General features: G+C 70.2%; 23 protein-coding genes. 17 read left to right on the plus strand and 6 right to left on the minus strand.

Annotated features, from left to right (window positions below; genetic code table 11):
• Positions 1-533 precede the first annotated feature (533 nt).
• Positions 534-740, minus strand: a complete 207-nt coding sequence (locus tag ACFXKG_RS30630) for a hypothetical protein (protein WP_384845961.1) — start codon at positions 738-740, stop codon at positions 534-536.
• Between the two features lie 261 nt (positions 741-1,001).
• Here ACFXKG_RS30630 and ACFXKG_RS30635 point away from each other — a divergent pair, with 261 nt between their 5' ends.
• Positions 1,002-1,196 (plus strand): hypothetical protein, encoded by a 195-nt coding sequence (locus ACFXKG_RS30635; RefSeq protein WP_384845963.1) that lies wholly within the window; start codon positions 1,002-1,004, stop codon positions 1,194-1,196.
• On the opposite strand, the gene ACFXKG_RS30640 is transcribed toward ACFXKG_RS30635, so the two are convergent.
• The gene (locus ACFXKG_RS30640; RefSeq protein WP_384845965.1) at positions 1,174-3,489 is read right to left on the minus strand and encodes a hypothetical protein; all 2,316 of its coding nucleotides are present in this window, start codon (positions 3,487-3,489) and stop codon (positions 1,174-1,176) included. The two genes, ACFXKG_RS30635 and ACFXKG_RS30640, sit on opposite strands and share 23 nt — an antisense overlap.
• Before the next feature lie 527 nt (positions 3,490-4,016).
• Here ACFXKG_RS30640 and ACFXKG_RS30645 point away from each other — a divergent pair.
• Positions 4,017-4,373, plus strand: a complete 357-nt coding sequence (locus ACFXKG_RS30645) for a hypothetical protein (protein WP_384845967.1) — start codon at positions 4,017-4,019, stop codon at positions 4,371-4,373.
• Between the two features lie 1,078 nt (positions 4,374-5,451).
• Here ACFXKG_RS30645 and ACFXKG_RS30650 read toward each other — a convergent pair.
• Positions 5,452-5,775 (minus strand): helix-turn-helix domain-containing protein, encoded by a 324-nt coding sequence (locus ACFXKG_RS30650; RefSeq protein ID WP_384845969.1) that lies wholly within the window; start codon positions 5,773-5,775, stop codon positions 5,452-5,454.
• A gap of 99 nt (positions 5,776-5,874) precedes the next feature.
• On the opposite strand from ACFXKG_RS30650, the gene ACFXKG_RS30655 reads away from it, so the two are divergent.
• Both ACFXKG_RS30655 and ACFXKG_RS30660 read left to right on the plus strand, forming a co-directional pair.
• Positions 5,875-6,522: an HAD family hydrolase gene (locus tag ACFXKG_RS30655; RefSeq protein ID WP_384845971.1), complete on the plus strand. Its 648-nt coding sequence runs from the start codon at positions 5,875-5,877 to the stop codon at positions 6,520-6,522.
• Between the two features lie 4 nt (positions 6,523-6,526).
• Positions 6,527-7,366, plus strand: a complete 840-nt coding sequence (locus ACFXKG_RS30660; RefSeq protein WP_384845973.1) for a DUF1932 domain-containing protein — start codon at positions 6,527-6,529, stop codon at positions 7,364-7,366.
• A 7-nt stretch (positions 7,367-7,373) separates the two neighbouring features.
• Here the strand turns inward: ACFXKG_RS30660 and ACFXKG_RS30665 are convergent, their stop codons facing one another.
• The 3 genes from ACFXKG_RS30665 to ACFXKG_RS30675 all read right to left on the minus strand — a co-directional run bounded on the left by ACFXKG_RS30665 (position 7,374) and on the right by ACFXKG_RS30675 (position 9,909).
• Positions 7,374-7,943, minus strand: coding sequence for a guanylate kinase (locus tag ACFXKG_RS30665; RefSeq protein WP_384845975.1), 570 nt, complete (start codon positions 7,941-7,943; stop codon positions 7,374-7,376).
• Positions 7,940-8,977, minus strand: coding sequence for an AAA family ATPase (locus tag ACFXKG_RS30670; protein ID WP_384845977.1), 1,038 nt, complete (start codon positions 8,975-8,977; stop codon positions 7,940-7,942). The genes ACFXKG_RS30665 and ACFXKG_RS30670 overlap by 4 nt, the downstream gene beginning before the upstream one ends.
• A 179-nt stretch (positions 8,978-9,156) precedes the next feature.
• Entirely contained in the window at positions 9,157-9,909 is a 753-nt protein-coding gene (locus ACFXKG_RS30675; protein ID WP_384845979.1) for a GntR family transcriptional regulator, read from the minus strand.
• A 265-nt stretch (positions 9,910-10,174) separates the two neighbouring features.
• Between ACFXKG_RS30675 and ACFXKG_RS30680 the strand changes: the two genes are divergently transcribed.
• The 13 genes from ACFXKG_RS30680 to ACFXKG_RS30740 all read left to right on the plus strand — a co-directional run bounded on the left by ACFXKG_RS30680 (position 10,175) and on the right by ACFXKG_RS30740 (position 21,599).
• Positions 10,175-10,879: a hypothetical protein gene (locus ACFXKG_RS30680; protein WP_384845981.1), complete on the plus strand. Its 705-nt coding sequence runs from the start codon at positions 10,175-10,177 to the stop codon at positions 10,877-10,879.
• 628 nt (positions 10,880-11,507) lie between these two features.
• Positions 11,508-12,314 carry a DUF4097 family beta strand repeat-containing protein gene (locus tag ACFXKG_RS30685; protein ID WP_384845983.1) on the plus strand — a complete coding sequence of 269 codons (807 nt, stop codon included), beginning with the start codon at positions 11,508-11,510 and terminating at the stop codon, positions 12,312-12,314.
• A gap of 116 nt (positions 12,315-12,430) precedes the next feature.
• Positions 12,431-12,616 (plus strand): hypothetical protein, encoded by a 186-nt coding sequence (locus ACFXKG_RS30690; RefSeq protein WP_384845985.1) that lies wholly within the window; start codon positions 12,431-12,433, stop codon positions 12,614-12,616.
• Between the two features lie 151 nt (positions 12,617-12,767).
• The gene (locus ACFXKG_RS30695; protein WP_384845987.1) at positions 12,768-13,169 is read left to right on the plus strand and encodes a hypothetical protein; all 402 of its coding nucleotides are present in this window, start codon (positions 12,768-12,770) and stop codon (positions 13,167-13,169) included.
• Between the two features lie 120 nt (positions 13,170-13,289).
• On the plus strand, positions 13,290-13,517 hold the full coding sequence (locus ACFXKG_RS30700) for a hypothetical protein (protein ID WP_384845989.1): 228 nt from the start codon (positions 13,290-13,292) through the stop codon (positions 13,515-13,517).
• Between the two features lie 200 nt (positions 13,518-13,717).
• The gene (locus ACFXKG_RS30705; protein WP_384846122.1) at positions 13,718-13,909 is read left to right on the plus strand and encodes a DUF5999 family protein; all 192 of its coding nucleotides are present in this window, start codon (positions 13,718-13,720) and stop codon (positions 13,907-13,909) included.
• Positions 13,910-14,463: 554 nt separating this feature from the next.
• Positions 14,464-16,026, plus strand: coding sequence for a DUF2637 domain-containing protein (locus ACFXKG_RS30710; protein ID WP_384845991.1), 1,563 nt, complete (start codon positions 14,464-14,466; stop codon positions 16,024-16,026).
• Between the two features lie 34 nt (positions 16,027-16,060).
• The gene (locus ACFXKG_RS30715) at positions 16,061-16,219 is read left to right on the plus strand and encodes a hypothetical protein (RefSeq protein ID WP_384845993.1); all 159 of its coding nucleotides are present in this window, start codon (positions 16,061-16,063) and stop codon (positions 16,217-16,219) included.
• A gap of 134 nt (positions 16,220-16,353) precedes the next feature.
• On the plus strand, positions 16,354-16,623 hold the full coding sequence (locus tag ACFXKG_RS30720; RefSeq protein ID WP_384845995.1) for a hypothetical protein: 270 nt from the start codon (positions 16,354-16,356) through the stop codon (positions 16,621-16,623).
• Between the two features lie 182 nt (positions 16,624-16,805).
• Entirely contained in the window at positions 16,806-17,273 is a 468-nt protein-coding gene (locus ACFXKG_RS30725) for a hypothetical protein (protein ID WP_384845997.1), read from the plus strand.
• Between the two features lie 15 nt (positions 17,274-17,288).
• Positions 17,289-18,623 (plus strand): hypothetical protein, encoded by a 1,335-nt coding sequence (locus ACFXKG_RS30730; RefSeq protein WP_384845999.1) that lies wholly within the window; start codon positions 17,289-17,291, stop codon positions 18,621-18,623.
• A complete protein-coding gene (locus ACFXKG_RS30735) occupies positions 18,623-19,360 on the plus strand; it encodes a hypothetical protein (RefSeq protein WP_384846001.1) in 738 nt (245 codons plus the stop codon). Before ACFXKG_RS30730 ends, ACFXKG_RS30735 begins: the two co-directional genes overlap by 1 nt.
• Positions 19,361-19,532: 172 nt before the next feature.
• Positions 19,533-21,599: a hypothetical protein gene (locus ACFXKG_RS30740; RefSeq protein WP_384846003.1), complete on the plus strand. Its 2,067-nt coding sequence runs from the start codon at positions 19,533-19,535 to the stop codon at positions 21,597-21,599.
• Positions 21,600-21,668 lie beyond the last annotated feature (69 nt).

Genomic DNA, 21,668 nt, shown 5'->3' on the forward strand with positions numbered 1-21,668 from the left:
AAGGCGGCCATCTCCTGCACTCTCTACTCCTCGAAGCCCAACCAGCGGCAGCAGGATCACCGGCACGGGCGGCCTCTCTTCCTGCGCTGGCGGAACCCCGGCCAGCTGCAACAGTGAAGTCGACGTCGAGTTCTACAGCAATTCTCCAACCAGTGGATGGCGGGCGGATCAGGGTCGTGTCAGAACCAGTGCCCGCCCCCACTGCGCTCAAGTTCGGCTTCGGCAACCTGCACGAACAAACCGGGCGCCCTGAATACCGGCTGGCGAACCGTGACGGTGGAACCATCGTCTCCCCGGTCGGCATCGCCGGATCCTCTCTCAGCTGCGCCGCCAGGCCGTTCCCGGGGTCGCAACACCCAGAATTGAGAGGGAAATCCGCAACATCAACCAGCGTTTTCGCAGGTCAGAGGCCGTGAGTTGGTTGCGATGCGTGCAGTGGAGGGGGGTGCGCTTGCGCGCCCCCCTCAATTGGATTGAACTCAGTCAACTCAACCCGTAGAGCGACTATCAGAAATGCGTAGAGGAAGCCATCATCACCCCGGCAGTGTCCCGGACTCCTCGGCGGCCCGGACGCCGGCGGCGGTCATCAGCGGCGGCAGCGAGAACGGCGGCCGCGACAGGGACGCATGGATACGCCGCTGGAAGTGCGCGGCCTCGACCTCGTCACTCTGCTGCGGCTCTGCATGCTTCGGGCGGGTGTCAACGTTCTCTACGGCACGGCGGCTCATGTCATCAGTCATGTGCGGAGCGTAGTAGTCGGACCGGCCCGGTCACCGCCGTCGCCTGGTCACGGACACGTTGCCACCGTACGCCGGGAGGTCGGGGCCAGCAGTCCGTACGGCGCGTGGGGCTCGGACAGTGCAATCACTCAGCCGAGGGCGTTGACGCGGTTCTCGTACTCGCGGCGGACCTTGCGCTGTGCCGGGATCACTGGGGTGTCCGAGGTGCCGTCGAGGAGCTGGCAGCGGGCGAGGAGCCCGTGGTGCACGGCGGGGACGGCGGTGACGCGCAGGGTGGCCCTGGCCGCGCCGCACGGTCACCACCTGGTCGAGCACGGCACGCTCGGCCGGCTCCAGCTCGGTGGAGCGGAGGAATTCAGCGACCTCGCCGCTTCCCGGGCCGCGGCCAGGGCCTGGCGCGCGAGGTCCACGCCGCTCAGCTCCGACTCGGTGGTCATGCGATCACCGTCCCGGTGACGTCGCCGTCCAGCGGGCGCGCCGCGAGCTCGGGCAGCCGGTCCGTCCACGGCGCGGCCGCGACCGTCTCGGTGCGCAGCGCCTGCTGCTCGCGCAGCTGCTCCAGGCGCACCGTCAGCAGGTACTGCGCGGCGCGTTCCCGGGCTGCGTCGGCGGCCTTCGTCGCTGCAGCCCGGGCGTCCGCACCGTTCGGGTTGTGCTTGAACCAGTGACGGCCCTGCTCGGTCTTGTACGCCCGCCGGGCCTCGGCTTTGGCCTCCTCGCTCCGGCCCAGCACCGCCAGGGCCTGGCGCTGGTACTCCGGGAGGGCTTGCTGGGCGGTGTGGAGGGCGCCGTAGGCGAGGACGGACGCGGTGCCCGCCAGATCGCTGTCCTGGTCCGCCGGGTCCATGGCGCGCAGGTAGTCGGCGCGGACAGCAGCGATCTCGCGCTCCATCGACACCCGCACATCGGCGGTGACGGCAGCGACGTCGCCCGGGTCGGTGAAGTCAGCGGACCAAGTGGCCGCGACCAGCCCGGCCTCCACGATCACGGCCTCGGTCCGGCGCCGGTAGCCGCACGCCTCGCACAGCCCGGCCGCCCGCTTCTGCCCGCAGTCCTCGCAACGCAGCGCCTGACGGACCACATCGGCAGCCGCTGCGGCCTCGCGCTCGCGCTCCGCCTGCTCCGCCGCTGCCGCACGGGCCTCATCGCGCCGGGCCTGCTCCGCGCGGGCCTGCTCACGGCGCCACACGTAGTCCTCCGCCTCGATGGACGCCTGCTCGCGCAGCCGCTCCTCGAGGACGCGCCGGCGTTCGTCGTCACCGAGGCCGGGCAGCTCCCGGTCGACCTCGGCCGCGATCCGGGCACGGCGACGGCGACGGAAGTGGATGATGTTGCCGCAGTTCTCGCACTTGCCCCCGGTGTCCAGGCGGATCCCGTCATCGCACCGCAGGTCCGAGCAGGAGGGCCGCTGGGCCAGGCCCCGCCGGATCAGCCACGGGAACGGGCGGTCGACCAGGGCCTCGCCGCCGGTCTCCGCCAGGCGGTCGGAGAGCCGGTCGGCCAGCAGCCGCGGCGCGCCACCCGGCAGCGCGAGCAGCCCCTCCAGGCGGGCCAGCTCCGCCTTCGCGGCCTCCTCCACCTGGTCCTGCTGCCATCCGGACAGCCGCTCCCACAGCCACGAAACCGGCCCCAGCGCCACCCGCAGACGAGGACCATCCGGAGGGCCCACCCTCCGCTGCTGCTGCGCCTTGTCCCAGCCCACGGCCTTCGGTCGCCCACCGGACCGAGCCCCGGCAGCGCGCTGCCCCACTCGCTCATCGACCGGGGACTTCTTCGGCTTTTCCCCGCGGAGCGGGCCGCCCTCAGCCATCGGCGACCCGGTCGCGGTAGCGCCGGTCTCGCCGGTGACGGCCTGGTCCTCGCGCACGCACGCGCGGTCCGGCAGATCACCGGACCGATCACGGCCTTCGCCGGAAAACCCACCAGAGAGCTGCAGAGGAAGAACGGGAGTAACCAGGTGAGGGTGATCAGTGTGAAGGGCTGCCGTAACGTCGGGCTCTGCAATACCAGCCCCATCCGCCATCAGTACGCTGCTGACCCGCGATTCCGTCTCCGTCACCGGCGCCTCACCAGGCCCTGCCGCAACATCGGGGTCTGAAAACTCGGGTTTCAGGGCCTCCGCACGGTCCTCCTGGACGTCAGCGGCGACCGTCCGGCCGTGCGCGGCGGCGATCGCCGGCACCATCAGCCGCGACCGGTTCGGCATACCCGAGGCCGTCCGTAGACGTACCCGCAGCACCAGCTCCCGGTCCTCCAGACGCTCCAGCACCCGCTCCCCCGCCGACGCTGTGCACCCCAGCAGCCGGGCCACCGTCGCCGCCGCGCGGCCGCGCTTGGTGTCCACCGTCCCGCCGCACTGCCGCACCCGCCCGTTCTCCCGCGTCTCCAGTACCAGCAGCAGCAGCGCCAGTCGGTCCGTCGCCGCGCCCCGACCGGTACGCGTACCGATCAGCCCGGCCGGAGTGACCGAGCCGTCCCGGTGCGTCCAGCCAGGCCCCATCACGGCCTCCATCAGGCGCAGCAGGGTCGCGTACTCCTTCTTCGCGAGGTTCAGCGGGTGCCCGGCCACGTCCTGCGCGGCCCACAGCGGCAGCACCTTGCACCGCAGCCCGGCGTCCTGGCCGAACTCGCCCTCCAGCGTCTCGACAGAGACCACGCGGGACCGGCGCAAGACCGGGATCACAGCGGAGGCCACGTAGGACGCGGACACCCCGATCCACCGGCCCAGCTCACTCGTACGGATCTCCACGACACCGTTTTCCGACGGCGTCCGAGACGCGAGTACCACCACAGCCAGCCGCGCCGCATCCGACGCACCGTCCAGGCCGGCCATGTCCAGCAGGGCGTGCAGCGCACCGCCCAGCCGGACACGAGCGTTACGGCCAAGCGCCAGCGGGTGCCCCGCCCCACGCTTCGGCTTCCGCCCACCCCGGACCGGAACAGGCCCGAGAGGCGTCCACGCCAGGCCAGGCCCCGGAGCCCACAGCCCGCGAGCGGCCACCGCCGCGCCCGCGCTCACCGGCCCACCCGTGCCAGCCGCAGGGAGGACAACTTGTCGCCGGGCCGGTCGTTGCAAAGACCATGGCACGCAAAAAGACCGATCCCGCAGTCCGCTGAGTCCGGGAGTCCGCTCGCAGGACCGCCGCCGCACAACGCATCGGCCCCCGCACAGCGAGGACCCCGCGCCCCCGGCAGCCCAAGTCCCTGTACGACCTGCAGCCGCCCGGCGCCTTTTACCAGGACTGGGAGCGTCCGGTTGGCACGGACGACGACGTGATGGCCACCGTCACCGACGTATTCGGGCCTGACTCGGATGAGGCCGTCACCATGCGGATGATGCTGGACTACCGCAGGATCTACGGTCCGCACATTCCGCTGGGCGCCGCCGGCCAACTCGACCTGATCCTGGCGGACACAGCCCTGGCCGCCGAGCTCGCCAGATCCGCCGGTTCCACGCACGACGACGCCCGCGACTCGCTGCATTCCCTCCACGCGCAGGGAATGCTCCTCGTCGCTGACGACGGTTCCCTGTGGATGACGGTCCCACCGGGAACTCCGTACTCCGCGCCGAACGGCCAGTGGGCGTTCATCGAGAGGAAAGCTGAAGCACCGCCGCAGCCCGCGGCCAGCTGACCCGTAGGGTCCACGCCGTTCCCGCATCTGCAGCACGTCGGAGGCGACGTGCGCCGTCGTCGTCATCGGCCCGGTGTACACGCCAAACCGGACACCCCTCGGACCTGCGCTCTGTACCCCGCTCTTCTTCATCAAGCGAGCCTCTGACGGAACGCCTGTGGACAGAGGACCAGAAGCGGCGAGACCCCCGATCCCTCCCGCCCAGCGGGCAGCAACTTCAAAATGCGTCCCGCCACACGGGACGGTCTCCTCGAGGACGTCGTCGACGGAGGTGTCGATGACCTCCCGCGCGGGCTGGATCAGCGCGGCGGCCGACGTAACCTCCGGGACTCCCGAGGTCGGACGGCCCGCGGACACGGCGACGTCCGTACGGCGGTCAAGGGCGGTCACTTTCGGAAGCTTCATCGCAGAGCTGGCGTACGCGCCAACCCGGACAGTCGTGCTGGTCCCCTCGCGCGCGCTGGACGCCAAAACAGCCCAGTCAGTGAAACCTATGGCCAACGATTTTTCTGGGCGAAAGCCTCGAAACGGTGAAATAGGGCGAGTGAATCCCGTCGCGCAGGAAGCCGGAACTACTACAAACGACGTGAAACAGCCGGACTCGCGCTGGCAGGGGGACACCAGATCGGGCATCATGACGACAGCACCGTTCAGATTCATGGCCGCACCCCACCCGCAACACGGGCGGAGCGACCGATGGAGATGGCGGTTGCCCCCTCCGGGAGGAGCGGGCGTCGTGCGAAGAACCAGGGGCGGTCCTTTCCCTTTGGCGATTCGGACGGGCAGTTCCGAAGGCCCTTGCAGGGGCTGACGGAACGGTGCAGAGGCCCCCTTGCAGGGGGGCGACTGCGCGGTTGTGGCGCTAGTCCTCGCGGACCGGTGCTGCGGTACTTCGGTGCTGCGGTGTGTGTATGTGTGTATTTGTGTGATGGATCAGCTCGATGAGCTGGAGCTCAGAACCGGCGTCAACCGGGAACTGGGCGGCCGACCTGGACGGTGAGTCTGGTCGGCGAGACGGGCCGCGCGGCCAGGTGGATTGCAGTCCACCTTTTGGTGCGCGTGGCCGGTGGCGGCTACGTCACCCCGACCCCCTCGAATCAGATGGCGGCGTCGGCCTGCCCGAATCCGGCTGTGCCGCATCGGGAAACCGTTCTGCGAGCGCCTTCAACAGGCGCAAGTAGTTTTCGCGGTGGGGGCGCCGAGGCCGGGTTTGACCCAGCTCCCAACGCGTGACAGCCACTCTCTTCACACCCACCGCGTCAGCCACGTCCTGCTGCGTGAGGCCGGCCGCGAGGCGCAGCCGCGTGCACACCGCCGGAGGAGGTAGCTCCTCCGGCAAATTGCGCAACAGGGCATCAATCCGCTGCGAGCGGTCAGATTCGGGCATCGTCAGGTTCTCCATGATCGCTGTAACCATGAAAGATACACGACATGATCTCTGGACGGTGCACCCCATGCGTGCGAACCGCGCCTCGTTCCACGCCCGGTAGGGTCCAGTTCCGTGTCCCGTCTCGTGCTTTTCGATCTGGACGGCACGCTGGCCGACCGTCAGAAGGCGCTCAGCGACGCCGTGACCGGCCTGTGCCACGCCCACGAACTCCCCGCAGCTGCCGAACAGTGGCTGCGCACCGAACTGGCCGACCGCGCGACCGCCTCCGACTTCGCTCGGCTGCGGAACGTCTTCGGCCTCGAGGCGTCCGGCGCCGACCTGTGGCAGGAGTACGTCGACCTCATGGCGGCCGCCGTCACCTGCCGCCCCGAGGTCCTCGAGGGCCTGGCCCGTTTGCGCGCGGCCGCATGGACGATCGGCATCATCACCAACGGGGCCAGCGACATCCAGCGCGCCAAACTCGCCGGGACCGGGCTCGACGCCCTGATTGACGGCGTCGCGGTCTCGGGCGACCTGGAGATTCGTAAGCCGGACCTGCGTCTCTTCGAACTCGCGGCCACCCGCTGCGGGGTCAGCCTCGCGGACGGCGGCTGGATGGTCGGGGACAACCCGGCCGGGGACATCGGTGGAGGTCGCGGGGCGGGCCTGGGCACCATCTGGCTGCGTGGTCGCCCCTGGCCTGACGGCCTTCCCTCCGCGCACCATGTCGTCGACGACGTCACCGAGGCCATCGCCATCCTGCTCAACGAGACGGAGTAGCACCGTGGACCAGCCGACCATCGGCATCCTCCACCCCGGCAGCATGGGCGCCGCCGTAGCGGCCTGCGCCGCGACCAACGCGAGCGAGGTCCTGTGGTGCGAGACCGGGCGCAGCGTCGCGTCCGTGGAGCGCGCCGCCCGGTTCGGGCTGACACCCGTGGCCACGCTGACCGAGTTGCTGGACCGCAGCGACATTGTCATCAGCCTCTGCCCGCCGGCCGCTGCCGAGGACCTGGCCCGCGACGTCGCCGGGCACCGCTTCGCTGGGGTGTACGTGGAGGCGAACGCCATCAATCCCACGCGCGTGCAGCGGATCACCGCGCTGCTCGAACCCGACGCCACCGTCGTGGATGGCGGTGTCGTCGGCTCCCCGCCGGTCGGCGACAAGACGCCGACCCTGTACCTGTCCGGCCCGGCAGACGAGACCGACCGCATCGAGGCGCTGTTCGCAGGAACCGTTGTCCGAACGGCGTTGCTGGGCACGGAAATCGGGAAGGCATCCGCGCTGAAGCTGTCGTACGCCAGCTTCCAGAAGACGTCCCGCGTGCTGGTGGGGCTCGCGCTCGGCATGGCGCGCGAGCACGGCGTCGACCAGGAGCTCGTCGACATCGCTTCCCGGCGCACCGACTCGTACCTGGCAGAGCCTGAGTACGTGGCCAAGACCGCAGCGCGCGCCTGGCGCTGGGGCCCTGAACTGGAGGAAGCCGCCGACGCGCTCGCGGCGGCTGGCCTTCCACCGGAGATGCTGCGCGCGGCTGCATCCACGCTGGCACGGTGGAACGACGCCAAGGACGACCGCGAGCTCACACTTACCGACGCCCTGGACCGACTCGCCCACCCGTAGCCCGCGCTCATGCCGTCGCCACTCCCGCCCGCTGCGCCAGCAACTGGTCGATGAGCCGCGCCGCATCCTGCGGCGCCGACGCCGTGGTGTCCACCGTCAGGTCCCAGACCATGCCCGAGTGCGCGTCCAGGTCCTCGAAGGTCGCGTCCCATGCCGCCAGACGCGCTCCGATGTCGCTGTCGCCGCGTCCCGCCGACCGCTGCTCGGTTACCTCGCGCGGGCACCACAGCAGCACCACCGACCAGTCGGCCGGGTAGCCACCGACCAGCCTTTGGACGCCGTCGACCTGCCCAAGGTGCACCACCGGCACTTCCTCTGCGAACGCTGCGTCCAGGCCGGGTGCGTCGATGACGTACGTGTTGCCGTAGCGGCTGTTCGCGTAGACGACGTGGCCCGCAGCTTCCAGCTCGTTCAGGTCCTCCGCTGTACCCATCCGGTAGCCGGCTGACTTGCCCGTCCCCAGCTTGAGCCGCGCGAACTGCACGTACTTCGGATTCAACGCGGCGAGCGCGGAGGTGACGGTGTCCTTGCCCGCAGCCGGCGGACCGTACAGGATCACGCCCGCCTTCAACTTCACGCGTACATCGCTCCCATGGCCTGCCGGGCCTGGTCCGCGAGACTCACTGCGGTCCCCATCCGGTTGTCGACGACCAGATGCGGCACCGCCGGACGCAGGTCCAGGTCGATCGTGGCCATGTACTCCTCCCAACGCTGGAGCTTCCACGCGTCCCGGGCAGCGGAACGAAACGTGATGTACTCCTGCATCGACTCCTCATCACAGCGGACCCACACCGGGAAGACATCGACACCCAGGGCCGCAGCCCGGTTGGACAGGCGCTGCATCCAGGCCGCGTCCGTCAGCTCCGCTATGAACGGCGCGGACAGCACGGTGCTGATCCCGCACTTGATGTTCGCCATGGCCGACTGCATGAGGCAGTCATACTCGACCGACCGGACACGCTCCCTGTAGAGCTCGGTGTGCCGGTCGTTGGGGTCACCGCCCAACGCGACCAGCAGCCGCTCCACCAGCGGCCGGGTGAGCGGGTCTTTGTCGAGCAGCGGCCAGCCAGTGAGCTGGACGAAGAACCTTGCCAGCTCGGTCTTGCCGCTTCCGGCGTACCCGCCGACCAGGATCAGCACAGGACGGTGCGGGTCACCGCCGGTGTGCCTCCGCTTCCAGGCGTCGATGATGCGCTGCTGGAGAGCGAAGTGTCCGGCGTCCTCGCTGCCGGGCGAGATGCGGTGCACCGCCCGCTCGACGGCCAGAACGTGCGAGCCGTTGAGGCGGTCCTCTATAGGCGTGAGCTTGAACGAACTCTCCTCACCGGGCAGAGCGGTTCGGAAGCCCAGGTCTGGCTCGGTGGCCCGGTAGAGGAGGCAGTAGGCGCGCCGGTAGTGCGGGCCCGGGTAGACCTCGCCCTGCTCGTGCTGCCACAGAGTCTGCGGATTCGCGGCCGGGATTCCCTTCAACTTGGCCTGCCCAGCGACCTCCCGCAGCCTCTCGCCAGCCTTCTCCAGGGTCAGGCCGTGAGCCTCCCGCTGCTCGCGTAGCTGGTCCGGCCGCCACCCTGCTCGCTGCTTCCCCACCCCGTGCCTCTCCGTCATCGTCATGGCCGCGAGCCTAGGGCTCAGGCCTCAAATCCCATGTGTACGTGGATGTTGAAAACCCGTGAACGACAGTGCGTACAGGCTTCGACAAGCCGCTGTGATGTTCCGTTTCGCTCGGCGCGAGTGTGATTGCCCCCACAAACAAGCGGCTGCGAGGGGGCACAGTGAGCGGGTCCGAGGGCTCAAGCATCGAACGCGTACTCCAGGACGTACGCCGCGCTGTCCATGGTCATCTCATTGACTTCGACGGCGCGAAGGCCTCCGTCGTAGGCCGTTCGGCACAACTTGATGACGGGACGTTCCAGGGGCATGGCAAGCCCTTCGGCTTCTTCAACGACGGGGAGCCGGCAGCGGATCTCCTCGCGGAAGTGCACGGGCCCGTGGCCAATCTCGGCGAGCCGGGCGTACACGCCGCCTTCTCCGGTGTCGACGCGCATGATCGCGGTCTCCTCAACCAGTCCGAGGGGAAGGTAGGAGGTCGCGAGCATGACTGGTCTGCCGTCCAGTACGAAACGGCGGGACCGAGCGCAGACGGGATCGTTCTCGTTCAGCTCCAGCATGCGGGCGACGTGCACTGGAACCGCCACGATGTCGACGCGGACGTCAATGGTGACGGGCCGTTCTTCGTCGGCGGACCAGATGGACTTGCCAGCACCCCACTGATCGTGCGCGAGTCGCTGGATGCCGTGACGCCGGATCGGGCGGAACTCGATGACGCGGGCACCCGCGCCCTTCTTCGATTCCACCAGGCCCTCGATCCGAAGGATCTTGAGCGCTTGACGGGCCGTGAGTGCAGCAACTTCGTACTGAGCGGCGAGCGCACTCTCACCCGGCAGTCGATCACCGGGGCCGTACTCGCCGGACTCGATCGCCGCCTTCAGGTCATCGGCAATCCGTTGGTACTTGGGCCGCTGCGCGCCCGTCTCACTCGCCATACGTCTCCCTACCTCGTTAGCGATCCTACGGCCGCTGGCTATCGAGGGACCGGCAAGGGCGCCCCAGGTACGCGGAGAATCCACTGGAAGAGTGTACCTCGCTAGCGAGCTTCTTGACATCGCTAACGAGGAAGGCTGTACTGAAGGTCCGCTTGAACCTCGCTAACGAGGTTGGGGCGGCGGTGTCGAAGAGGCGCTGTCTCGCCCTGCCCACCGCGATCGGGACGCCTCCCGAGCCCGCCACATACGAGAGGAGCACCACCTCATGAACGTCGTCCGTCGCCCCGCTGCCAGCCTCGCCACCGAGGCTTTCGACGCGGAGACCCAGGCGCTGCTGAACGCGATCGACGTGGACGTGGAGCTGCCGGGTTTCGGCGGCGACCTCGACCTCGACCTCGCTTTCGGCACCCCGCTGGACATGTACGAGGCCGGCCTCCTCCCTCACGAGCAGGTCACCGGCGAGATGGGCCGGGAGGAGTTCCTCGACGCGCTCATCGCCGCGGACTCCGCCCGCCGGGCCCGCATGCAGGCCGCCCGCGACATCGTCGCCGCCGACCTGGCCATCACCGAGCTGGTCCGCGAGCGCCTGGTCGACGTCCTGCTCCCCTACGCCGCGCAGCTGCGGCCCGTCCCGGTTGTGGTGGAGCGGATCGAGGGCCGCGCGTGCGGGACGGATGCCTGGTACACCGCCCGCCGTGACGCGGAGGGCTTTCCCGCCGACTCGGTCATTGACCAGGTCTTCGTCACCGTGACGAAGCGCGGCCACTGGTACCGGTCGGACGACGTCCGCAATGGCAACAACGACTCGGTCTGCCGCGGTTGCCCCGCTGCCGGTCACTTCGACTACATCCTCAACGGCCAGGGCTTCTGCCCGCGGCCCGCCACGGCTGATGACATCCGCACCGCACTCCGCGTGCCCAGCACGGTCCGCGTCGACTTGCGTGCTGTCCCCGCCTCGCTCGCGGCTTAGCTCCAGCCGGGTCTACGGACCCGGCTCCTTCACCCGGAACCGCCCCGCGGCGGCGCCGGATGTGGGAGCCGGACCCTCGGTCCCCTACACACCGCCCGGACTCCGAAACGCGCAAAGCGGGTCGGGATGGAAAGGCAGCGGTCGTTCCTTGAGAACTGCATAGCGTGATCCACCACCGCAGTACCGGCCGTGACCGTACCGGCCGGGGTGAGTGGAAACCCGTCGTGAGGCGCCATTACCCCTGGTGGTGGCAGTCGGCACGTGCCACGACCCATCAGGCGCTCAGAACCTGGGGCGGCCCGGTGCAGTACCAACCGGGTGCTCATTACTGATGGCGAGCACGGAGGGCCGGCACCCCACGACGTAAAGAACGACGCGACATGTTCCCAGACCCTCGGCACCCAGTCCCAGCCGAGGCGAGGAGCCGCGTCGGGACCGAGGGCACCTCGCCTCCCTCCAGTACGGCAAGGCGAGCAGCGCGGCGGCAGAGGCCGCGCCCCCTGTTTTGCAGCCCTGCGCTGCCCAGTCGCTCACCGCTCGCCCTCGGGCGGTCGGTGAGCGGTGGAGAGCGCTGGGAAACCCACCGCCCGCCCGTGTCCGACACCCCACTTCCACGGAGGAACTGCCGATGATCGGTACCGAGCTCATCAAGCAGGACAACAACCCGGAGCGCGTGTTCACGAGCGCCGACGGCCACACCGGGCCGGTCCTGGCGGACATCACCTGCCCGGACGGCGTCGTGCGCGTCACCGTCGACCCGGCCGCGACCGTCGCCCGTGTCCAGGTCCGCACCGACGACCCGACGGGGCCGGCCGCTGCGGCCGTGAAGGACACCCGCATCCACCAGACCGCGGAGCGGCTGACCATCGTCGTCCCGCCGACCCCGCCCACCACGCAGACGTTCAACCGCGGCGTGTTCGTCAGCGGAAACAGGCACTCCACCGTGCAGATCAACGGCGTCACCTTCAACAACTACGGCGGCCGGGGGACCACGGTCGTCGGGTCGACCGGTGTCGAGGTACTCGTCACCCTGCCCGCCGGGTCGGCCGTCAAGTACGTCAGCGAGAACGGCAGCATCCACACGTACGGCGCTCTTGCCGCGCTGAAGGCCGTGGCCACCAACGGCTCCGTCAAAGCCGAGAGCGTCGGCCGGATCGAGGCCGAGGCGGACAACGGCTCCGTCAAGGTCGGCACCGTCACCGAGTGGATCGACGCGGAGGCCAGCAACGGCAGCGTCAAGGTCGACAACTACGAGGGCAGCGAGGCGCGGCTCCGTGCGGGCAACGGCTCGGTCACGCTGACCGTCGCGCCCGCGGCCACCGGCCGGATTGTCGCCAAGGCGGGCAACGGCAGCGTCAAGCTCCACGGCGTTCGCCACCGCGGCGACCTGAACGTCCAGGCATCGGCCGGCAACGGCACCGTCAAGAAGTCCTGAACCACACGTTGCCCAGTCGCTCACCGGCCTCCCGCTCCGGGCGAGGCCGGTGAGCGGTGGAGAGCGTGGAGGTACCCACCCGCTCGATCCCACTGATGACCTGGAGGAAACCAGCCGTGACGACGATTCCGATGCCGCGAGACCCCCGCACGCCGCTCCAGCAGGCCCAGGACCAGCTGACCGCGACCCGCACACAGCTGATCGGCACACACCTGTCGCGCGCTCAGCGGACGCGGCTCGCCGACCGTATCCAGGACCTCACCGTCAAGGTGCACAGCCTGAAGCAGCAGCCCGCCGCCTGAGCTGGCGCCTTTCGCCGGAACCGCGCCCTTGAGGCGCGGCGCCGGTAATGGGCGCCGGACCGGCCGGCCCCTGCACCACCACGCAGCGCGGCGCCCGGGAGGTCAAGTCCCGGGCGCCGCAGACAGGCAACCCCCTGAAAGGAAAAGCCTGATGCGAACGATGATCGCACGGTCCTTACGGGCCGTCACTACCCCCGCCGTAGCCTCGGAGGACAAGTGCCCGACCTGTAAGGGCAACTTCACCACCTGCGGATGTGGCCAGTACCCCAAGCCCGTCATCACCTCGGTCGGTGTCGCCCGTACGGTCCGTGCCGGGCTGTACGACGACATGGACGACATGACGAAGGACGACGACCAGCGTGGCTTCGAGCGGGACGAAACCGACGAGGCAGCCAGCCGACTGGTGAGTCACCGTTTCCGGAGCGGGCAGGACACCTCGCCCCCGGAGCCAATGCCGAAGCGCGAGCCCGGCGAGACGATCCCGCCCCTGCTGCGCCCCCGCAGGCGCGTCCGCGCCGTGCGCACCACCGTGGTCCGGGAGGTCGCGGCGTGAGTGCCTGCGGACGCCGTGTCGTGGCACGGCTGGCGACTCTGGGCTGGAAGTGCTGGGTCTGCAAACGGGAGGTTGACGACTACCTCACCCGCTGCCCGACCCGACACTGATCCAGGAGTCTTGATCTCCACCCAGCACATGAGGATCGCCCGTGCCGCGCAACGTCGTGCAGCACGGGCGATCGCCCGTCTCGGGCTCACCCATCCACTGACCAGCCTGCTGCTGACCGCTGCCGCGATCACGGCGGCCTCCGCGTACCGGGCCGGTCACTCCGTAACTGAGATCCACCCGCCCCGGCCTGAGGCGATGCGCGACATCGACACCGCGTCACTCGACGACGACAACTGATCCCCTGCCCTCCGGCATTGCCCGTCGTCCAACTCGTAGACCGCATCACGCTGTTCAACCAGGCCGGCCGCCCGCCGTACGGGCGGCCGGCCTTTCGAACCTCTCCAGCCCGGGAAAGCCCCGGACTCGCTTCCTTTCCTTACGGAGAGCCCATGAACCGCACCACCCAGATCGGCACGCCCCGACGGCTGCCGACCTCGCTGTGCACCCACACGCCGACGTGCCCGGTGGCCGACAGCCCGGACCGGGAGGCCGCGCACACCGTGGCCGGCCACCCGGAGCAGGGCTGGAGCCTGCTGTGCAACGGCGTCCTGCTCTTCGACGACACCGGCGAGCTGCTCCCCGACGGCCAGGTCATCGCCCCGCACCGGCCCCTCGCGACCGCGGCCTGACGGCTGCCTGATCCGCCCGCACCGACCGCAGAACCACGACGGCCGGGACGGGCGGTGACGGGGAGCTGTCAGGCCGCTGCCGCCGGTGCCGCCGTTTCGGCATCACCGCCGCCGACTTCCGCTTGCTTCGGCACGGCGTGCAGTTCCTGAGAGCTGGTTTCGCTCCCGCCCGGCGGGAGCCCCAAGCAGTTTCGTGCCCGACCCCGGGGCCGCTTCGGACCGGCTGCCCGCACCACGGACAGCCGGTCTTTCCGCACGGCTGGGACCGGGAAGGCACCGGTCCCCCTGGAGCTGTTTCGGTTCCACCGACCGCCGTTTCGGGAGCAGCGGCCCGCGCTTCGGATACGGCTCCCGCTGTTTCGCTCACCCCCTGATCCGCCCTTTCGGAGGCCCGCATGACGATCACTGAAGTGCCGCAGAAGGCGGCTGAAGACACCCTCGTTTCGCATCCACCGACCGTCGTTTCGGACGCGCCCGGGAGGGTTTCGGAAGGGGCCTCCGCCGGTTCGCGGACGCGTAAACGGAAGACGATCAAGCCCGGTCGTGACCGGCTGATGACCGGCCTGTCGCTCGCTGCCGCGCTCGGCGGCACGCTGGTCGGTGCCATCGGCTTCGCGATGTCCTACAGCACCCTTGCGAAGGTCGCGTTGAGCTGGGGGTTCAGCGCCGGGCTCGCCCCGTGGTTCCCGGTCGGCGTGGACGCGTCGATCATCGCGTTCCTTGCGCTGGACCTGTACCTGATCAGGAAGAACACTCCGTGGCCGCTGCTGCGGATGGCCGCGCACGCCATGACCGGCGCGACGATCTGGTTCAACGCGTCCTCGCAGGGCGAGATCTCCGCGGACCCGGTGAAGGCTGCCTCGCACGGTGTCATGCCGGTCCTGTTCGTGATCGGTGTGGAGGCCGCCCGCCGCCTGATCATCCAAAAGGCCAGGCTGGAGGCGGGTACGGCGGCTGACCGGATCCCGCTGCACCGCTGGATCCTCTCTCCGGTCGCGACCCCGCGTTTCTACCGGCGGATGCGGCTGCACGGCGTCATCTCCTACCCGGAGATGATCCGGCGTCAGCAGGACCTCACCGCCTACGAGCAGTGGCTCAAGCGCAAGTACGACGGCGACCTGGGCAGGGCGAGTGAGGATGAGCGGCTGCCGATGAAGATGGCCGCCCACGGATACACCGTCGCGCAGGCTCTTGAGATGCCTGAGCGGCAGGAACGCGACGCTGAGGTCCGCGCGGAGGAAGCCGAGCGCCGGCGCCTGGAGGCGGAGACGCGTCAGGAGCTCGCGCGGACGCAGGCCGAGGCCGACCGGCTGGAGGCGGAGGGCAAGCTCGAAGCTCTCCGTGCCCGGGTGGAAGGGGAGACCGGTCAGGCCCGCGCGCACGCCCGGGCGCAGGTCAGCGCGGCCGAGCGGGCCGCTGAGCTGGAGGAGGCGGCGCTGGAGACGGCCGTCATCGCCGAGGCCCGCGCCCGCGAGGCCGAGGCCGACCGCAAGGCGGCCGACGAACGTGAGGCCGAGGCCGACGCGGACCTCCGCGCGGCGGAGCTGGAGCGCCAGGCGGCGGATAAGCGGAAGGAAGCGGCGGAGGCCGACCGGGTCGCCGCGGCGGAGGCTCAGGCGGTCGAGACAGCGGAGATCGCGGAGGCCCGCAAGCGTGCGGCCGAAGCCGATCGGGCCGCCGCCGAAACGGAGCGGGCCGCCGCCGAAACGCGGCGCCGTGCCGCCGAAGCCGACCGGCTCACGGAGGAGGAGAACGCGCGCAAGGCGATCGTCACCGCCGACACCCAGGCGGTCAGGAAGCGCGCGGCCGAAGCCGATCAGGCCGCCGCCGAAGCACGTCTCGCCGCTGCCGAAATCGAGCGGCGCGCTGCCGAAATCGAGGACGCCGCGAAGCTCAGCCCGCGCGAGCGGTCGGTTCGCAAGGTCGCCCGCATGGCGCTCGCGGCCGGCCTCGTGCCCGAGGGCCTGGCAGTGGAAGACATCCACACCGGGCTGTGCGAGCGGATCTCCATCGCCGACGTCCAGCGCCAGTGCGACGTGTCGTCCACGGACACCGCGTCCAAGTACCGCCAGGAGGCCGTCGCGCTGCTCGCCGACGGATACCGCCCGGCTGCCTGACCTGCATATCCGTCATCGAATTGAGGAGTTCGTCGTGAACACCCTGCTGTACGTGGTGAGCGCGCTGACCGTCATGTTCACCGTCCTGGCGATCCCGGTGGCCCTGGCCTTCGCGGTCCACAGCCGCACCGAGTACGACCACGGTCCGGACTGCTGGTTCTGCCACCCGCGCCTGCCTCGCATCAGGCGCTGACCTGCACAAACGAGCTGTTCGACGGTTCCACCGGCCCCCGAGACGAAGACAGCGCCTCGGGAGCGCGGTGAAGGCGCCGAAACGCCGGTACCAACCCTGCCACCAAAGTGGCCCGAAAGGAGGCAAAAGCGCAGGTGAATGAGACGCCTACGAGCCCGTGGAACAACCCGCCGGAGCGTAAGAAGACGCTGCGGCGCAAGCGGGCCGAGAAGCAGGCGCGCCGCGCGGAGCACTGGGGCCGACGCTTGGCGGAGGCCCGGGCGGAGGGCCCGGACATGGTCGCCGCGGTCACCTTCGACCGGCTGCGCCACGCGCTCGACAAGCTCCCCAAGGCATCCCGCGATCAGGCGTACGAGGGCGTGGTGGAGGCGCTGGAGCGCCTCCACGAGACGCACGCACAGTAACCGGCATTGTGACCGCGGCTGTGACCGGAGCTGTGACAAGCGCCTGTGACAGCCGGAACCGGCCTCACCCGTACGGCTGCGCGCACGAGCGCGCACAGGCGCGCCCGTGCGCGCGCGAGGATACGACGCTGTGTAACACCCCGTCAAGTACCGACCAGAGTCCCGGAAGGACAGACAAAACCATGATCGAGACTGCTGTGAGCGCCGCCGCGGGCGGTGCCTGCGCCGGGTCCGCCGTGCTCCTGTACGTCGCGGAGAAGCTCCCCGGCCTGAGCCGGTTCACCGACCGGCTCCACACCGACCGGATCCAGGCGGTGCTGATCGCCACGGCGTCGGCCGCGATGGTCGCGACCCCGGCGGGCGCCTGGTGGAACGAGACCGTCAACGGCCTCAACTCCTGGGCCGTCGGCTCGGTCGGCGAGTGGACCGGTCTGATCGTGACCGGCCTGCCCGCCCTGGGCGTGATCCTCGTCTTCACCAACGACCTGATCACCCGCCGGGTCGAGCACCGTACCCGGATCCTGGGCGCGGTCCTGCCGGTCCTGGCGTCCACCATCCCCGGCCCGGTCGGCTCCGGCGTTCAGTCCGTTCTGGCCTGGGTCGTCACGAAGGTCGGGATGCTGGTCGCCGGCGCCTTCGGCGTGGCGTGAGAAGGGGGCTGACCTGTGATCGAGCTCCTGGTCCTCGTGGCCATCGCTTATGCCGGTGCCCGCGGTGTCGAGTCGATGACCGGCACCGCCGACCGGCGACATGACACCGCAGCCGCGGAGAAGACCGTCGCGAAAGTCGCCGCCGCCGGTCCGAAAGAAGACCGGACGGCCCCGAAACAAGACCCTGCGGGCCCGAAAGAGCCGCCCGGCCCGACCGAACCGGGCGGCACCTTCAGCGCGATCGCGCCGCGCAGCGCGAAGGCCGGCGGGAAGGCCGCCGTTCCGCTGGCGGTCCTCACCGAAACCGGCTCCACCATGTGGAAGGCCACGGTCGAGGGCTACCGCGAGCGCTGGCCCGAGATCCGTGCCGAGCGCCGCAAGAAGCTGACCGAGCGCGCAGCCCGGCGCAAGGCCGACAAGGAGACGGCGCAGAAGGAGAAAGAGGCACAGGAGGCGGCGGCCAAGGCCGGGCCCCCACCCGCGTATCCGCCCGCGCCCGCCGAACCACCGAAGCCCGGGGATCCCGCCCCCCAGGCCCGCGGCCCGGAGGGCAAGGAGGAGTCCGAGCCGTGGGCCTGGGACACCTGGCCTCCCGGCCCGCCCGGCGAAGGTGAGGAGCCGGTCCACGTCATCACCACGGTTCCCGAACCGCGCACCGACGACGCCGATCCGAAGCGGGTCGAAGCCGAGGAGCGTGCCGCGAAGGCGGAGAAGGAAGCCCGAGCCGCCCGCGAGGAGGCTACGACGGCGCGCGAGCAGGCCGCGACGGACAAGGTGCTGGCCGCGCAGAAGGCCGTACGGGAAGCGGACGCCCGTACCGCCGAAGCCGGTCAGCGGACCCGCGAAGCCGAGGAACGCGCCCGCGAAGCCGGGAAGCAGGCCACCGAACCCTCACCCCCCAGCGGGCGCCGCCACCTGACGGTCGTGCCCACCCCCGCACAGAACGGAGCCCAGATGTCCTCACTGTCCACGATCCTCCCCGAGATCCGCACCCTGAACGGGCTGATGAGCACGCTGACCCTCACGAAGGCGATGTGTGAAATGCGGGCCGAGGAAGCCCTGGCCATCTCCGCCGACGACTTCCGCCTCGCCAACCTGCTCGACCGGATCGAGTCCCAGATGGCCGATTTCGAGGTCGACGACAAGACGCGCGCGGAAGTCGACGTGCTGCGCGAGTCGATCCACACCCAGGCCACGGCCGCCGCCCGCTACGGCACGGCGGCCAAGGACGCCGGTGACTTCGCCGTCGCGACAGCCCAGGCCGCCTACAAGAGCCACGGCGGTATCGCCGAGGCCGTCCAGTCCTCCCCGATCGAGCAGGCCGCCCAGGCCGGCTACTACGGGCAGTAATGGACGCCCGTCAACGGCGGGTCGAGCCGTACATCTGGGAGTGGACGGAAGACGGCATCAAACGGCAGGCCGTCGTCCACTACACGCGGTTCGGCACCACGGTCATCTACGCCCCCCGTTACCCCGGTGACGAACTGGCGTGGTTCGACGCCGACTACCCGGCCGAAGGAGACCAGGGCCGGTACGAGGACGTCGACATCGTCACCCTCGGCTCTCCCGACCGGCCCGGCTACGGGCTGGTCGACCCCGACGACGACATCGACGCCGTCGACACCAGCACCGACGACCTCGATGTCGCCACCCAGCACCCGGCCCCTCAGCCCCCAGAGAAAGGATCACGCCGTATGCCGCTCACGAAGATCCCGGACGTCGTCAACCACCGGTCGCTGCTCACCGCGCTCAACTCGATCCGCGCGGAGGTGGAGTCCCGCCAGGAGGACGTCAACAACCTCGCCGCCTGGTCCACCGAGATGGCCGAGCGGATGCGCGGCGCCACAGGCGAGCTCACCGTCCTCAACGTCGACACCTACACCGTCGGCAACGTGACCATGCTCGGTGACCTCCTCGGCGGACAGAAGCTGGCCGCCGCCCAGTACAAGAACGCCACGGACACCTCCGTCACCCAGGCCGAGAGCGCGGCGCGCACCGCGCACCGCAACCACGGCCGTATCCAGGACGCCGTCGACGAGGCGGACGTCCCGATGGCGACGAACACCTTCTACGACGCCGACGAATAGCCGAGCAGACCCACCCCGCAACACCCGCCGGGCCCCAGTCCCTCTTGGAGTCCGGTCCCTGTGCTGCCCAGACGCCCCCGACCCGCCACACGCGGTTCGGGGGCGGTGGGGAGCGCCGGGGCCCCCGGCCCCGCCCTCCGCCGTCCCGAGCACGAAGGGAAACCCCGCGACCATGCGCGCCCCGAAGAACGCCTCCCCCCAGTACACCGACCTCGCCGCCTTCCTCGCTGCGCAGAACAGCCCGGCCACGGCACAGGCGGGCGCCGGGAAGCAGCCCCGCACGCTCACCCGGTGGGCGATCGACCACCGCGGCAAGCTCACCCTCGCCGCGGGCGCAGCCAGCATGGGTCCGGCCGGGGAACTGCTGTCCGCGGCCGGCGACGGCTGGAAGACCGCGCTGACACTCGGCGCGGCCGGGGCCGCGGCCGCCGGCGCCTGGGGCTGGATCCCGGGCCTGGTCAAATGGCGCGGCACCTGGCTCCCCGCCCGCACCCTGCCCAGCCGCGCCGACCGCCGCATCGGCCTGTCCGCACCGGTCACCGGCTCGGCCCTGCTGACCACCATGGCGGCGACCGGCGGCCCCGAATGGGGCGAAAACCCCTGGTGGGGTGTCTCCCTGCTCTGGTCCGCGGGATACGGCATCTGGGCCGTACGCCGCTACGGCCGCCGCCCCGTCAACGCGGCGCCCGCGCTGGCCGGGCAGCTGCTCGACTGGATGCAGTACGCCGCGGTCAGCGACGGCCCCTACCCCAGGTCGAAGCTGGTCTCCCCGCTCGCCAACCCGGACGGCGGCTGGAGTGCCGAGATCCACGTGCCCCGCGGAAAGAGCTTCCGTATCCAGGCCCTGGACGACGTCCTGTCCTCCCTGGGGATCGACGACCCCGACCTGGTCGCCCTGGAGAAGCTCTCCCCGCGCAAGGGCCGGATCACCGTGTTCACCGAAAACCCCCTGAAGAAGGGCACGCTCTTCGGCGAGCAGCACCGTCTGGACCCCGAGACCGGGCTCGCCCCCATCGGTATCTACTACGACGGCGACCAGGCTCACTACCGGTTCTTCCTGCCGGGCTCCGGCGCCGTGCACTCCTTCGTCACCGGCACCTCCGGCTCCGGCAAATCAAGGCTCCTGGACGCGCTGCTCGGTATCGAGCGCCGCAGCCCGCTGGTGTGCTCCATCGTCATCGACCCGCAAAAGGGCCTCTCCCTGCCGGACTGGCCCGACGGCGTCGCCGTGTTCGCACCCGGCAACGAGTTCGGGATCGTCGTGCTGCGCGCGATGAAGGCGATCATGGACGAGCGGGCCGCCCGCTACAACCGCATGAAGTGGACCGACGACAAGGGACGCACCCGCGTAGGCCGGGCGTTCTTCGTCCCGGGCGACCCGGACCCGCTGCTGTCCCTGACGCTGGATGAGGCCCATGCGCTGCTCACCGACCCGGAGTACGGCGAGGAAGCCGTCAAGATTGTCGGCGACCTCGCCAAGGAGGCCCGGAAGGTCGGCATCAAGTTCCGCCTCGCCAACCAGTCCCCGAACGCGTCCGAGCTGGGCGGGGAGACCCTGATCCGCGACATCCTCCAGGGCGGCAACAACGCCGTCCTGCGCTCCGGCAGCAGCGCGACCGGCAAGCGCGCCGCGGGCAGTGCCCTGGACGGCGTCGACCCCGGCGCCATCCCCAAGGAATTCGCGGACGGCACCACCACCGGCGGTCTCGGCTACCTCGCCGGACCGGACAACCGGACGGCGATGTGGCGGGCCCCCAACGTCGAAGACGCCTACGGCCTGGCCCACGAAGGAGAAACGACCGGTATCGAGCAGGCCACCATCGACGCCCTGCCGATCGTCCGTCACATCCTCGAAGAGCACGCGCTGATGCTCCGCCTGCGCAACGCCGGCGAGCAGTACACCTACGATTCCGACCGGTTCACCGGCACCACACCCAGCCCGGCCCCGGCCAGGAGTAAGCCGGCCGCCCCCGGCCCCTCGATGGAGAAGGTGCCCGCCGCGGTGGAACCCGAGGGACCGGGCCTGTCCGCGACCGGGCGGAAGATCGTCGCGTTCCTCCTCCAGCACGGCAGGCCCGCCGCTCCCGCGATCATCGCCAAGACCCTGCAAATGCCCGGCCCTCAGGTCCGTACCGCACTCAAGCGGATGAAGGACGACCCCGACGTGCCGGTCATCAACCTCGGCCACGGCGCCTGGATCCACACCGACCACGCCGACGAATACACCACCGCCGCCTGACCCCGCCGCGTCCAACGCGGCACCCACCCCCGGAGGCCGGCCCCCACCCATCGGGGGCCGGCCTCCCCG

Source organism: Streptomyces sp. NPDC059255 (assembly GCF_042752355.1).
In the GTDB taxonomy this organism is placed as follows: domain Bacteria; phylum Actinomycetota; class Actinomycetes; order Streptomycetales; family Streptomycetaceae; genus Streptomyces.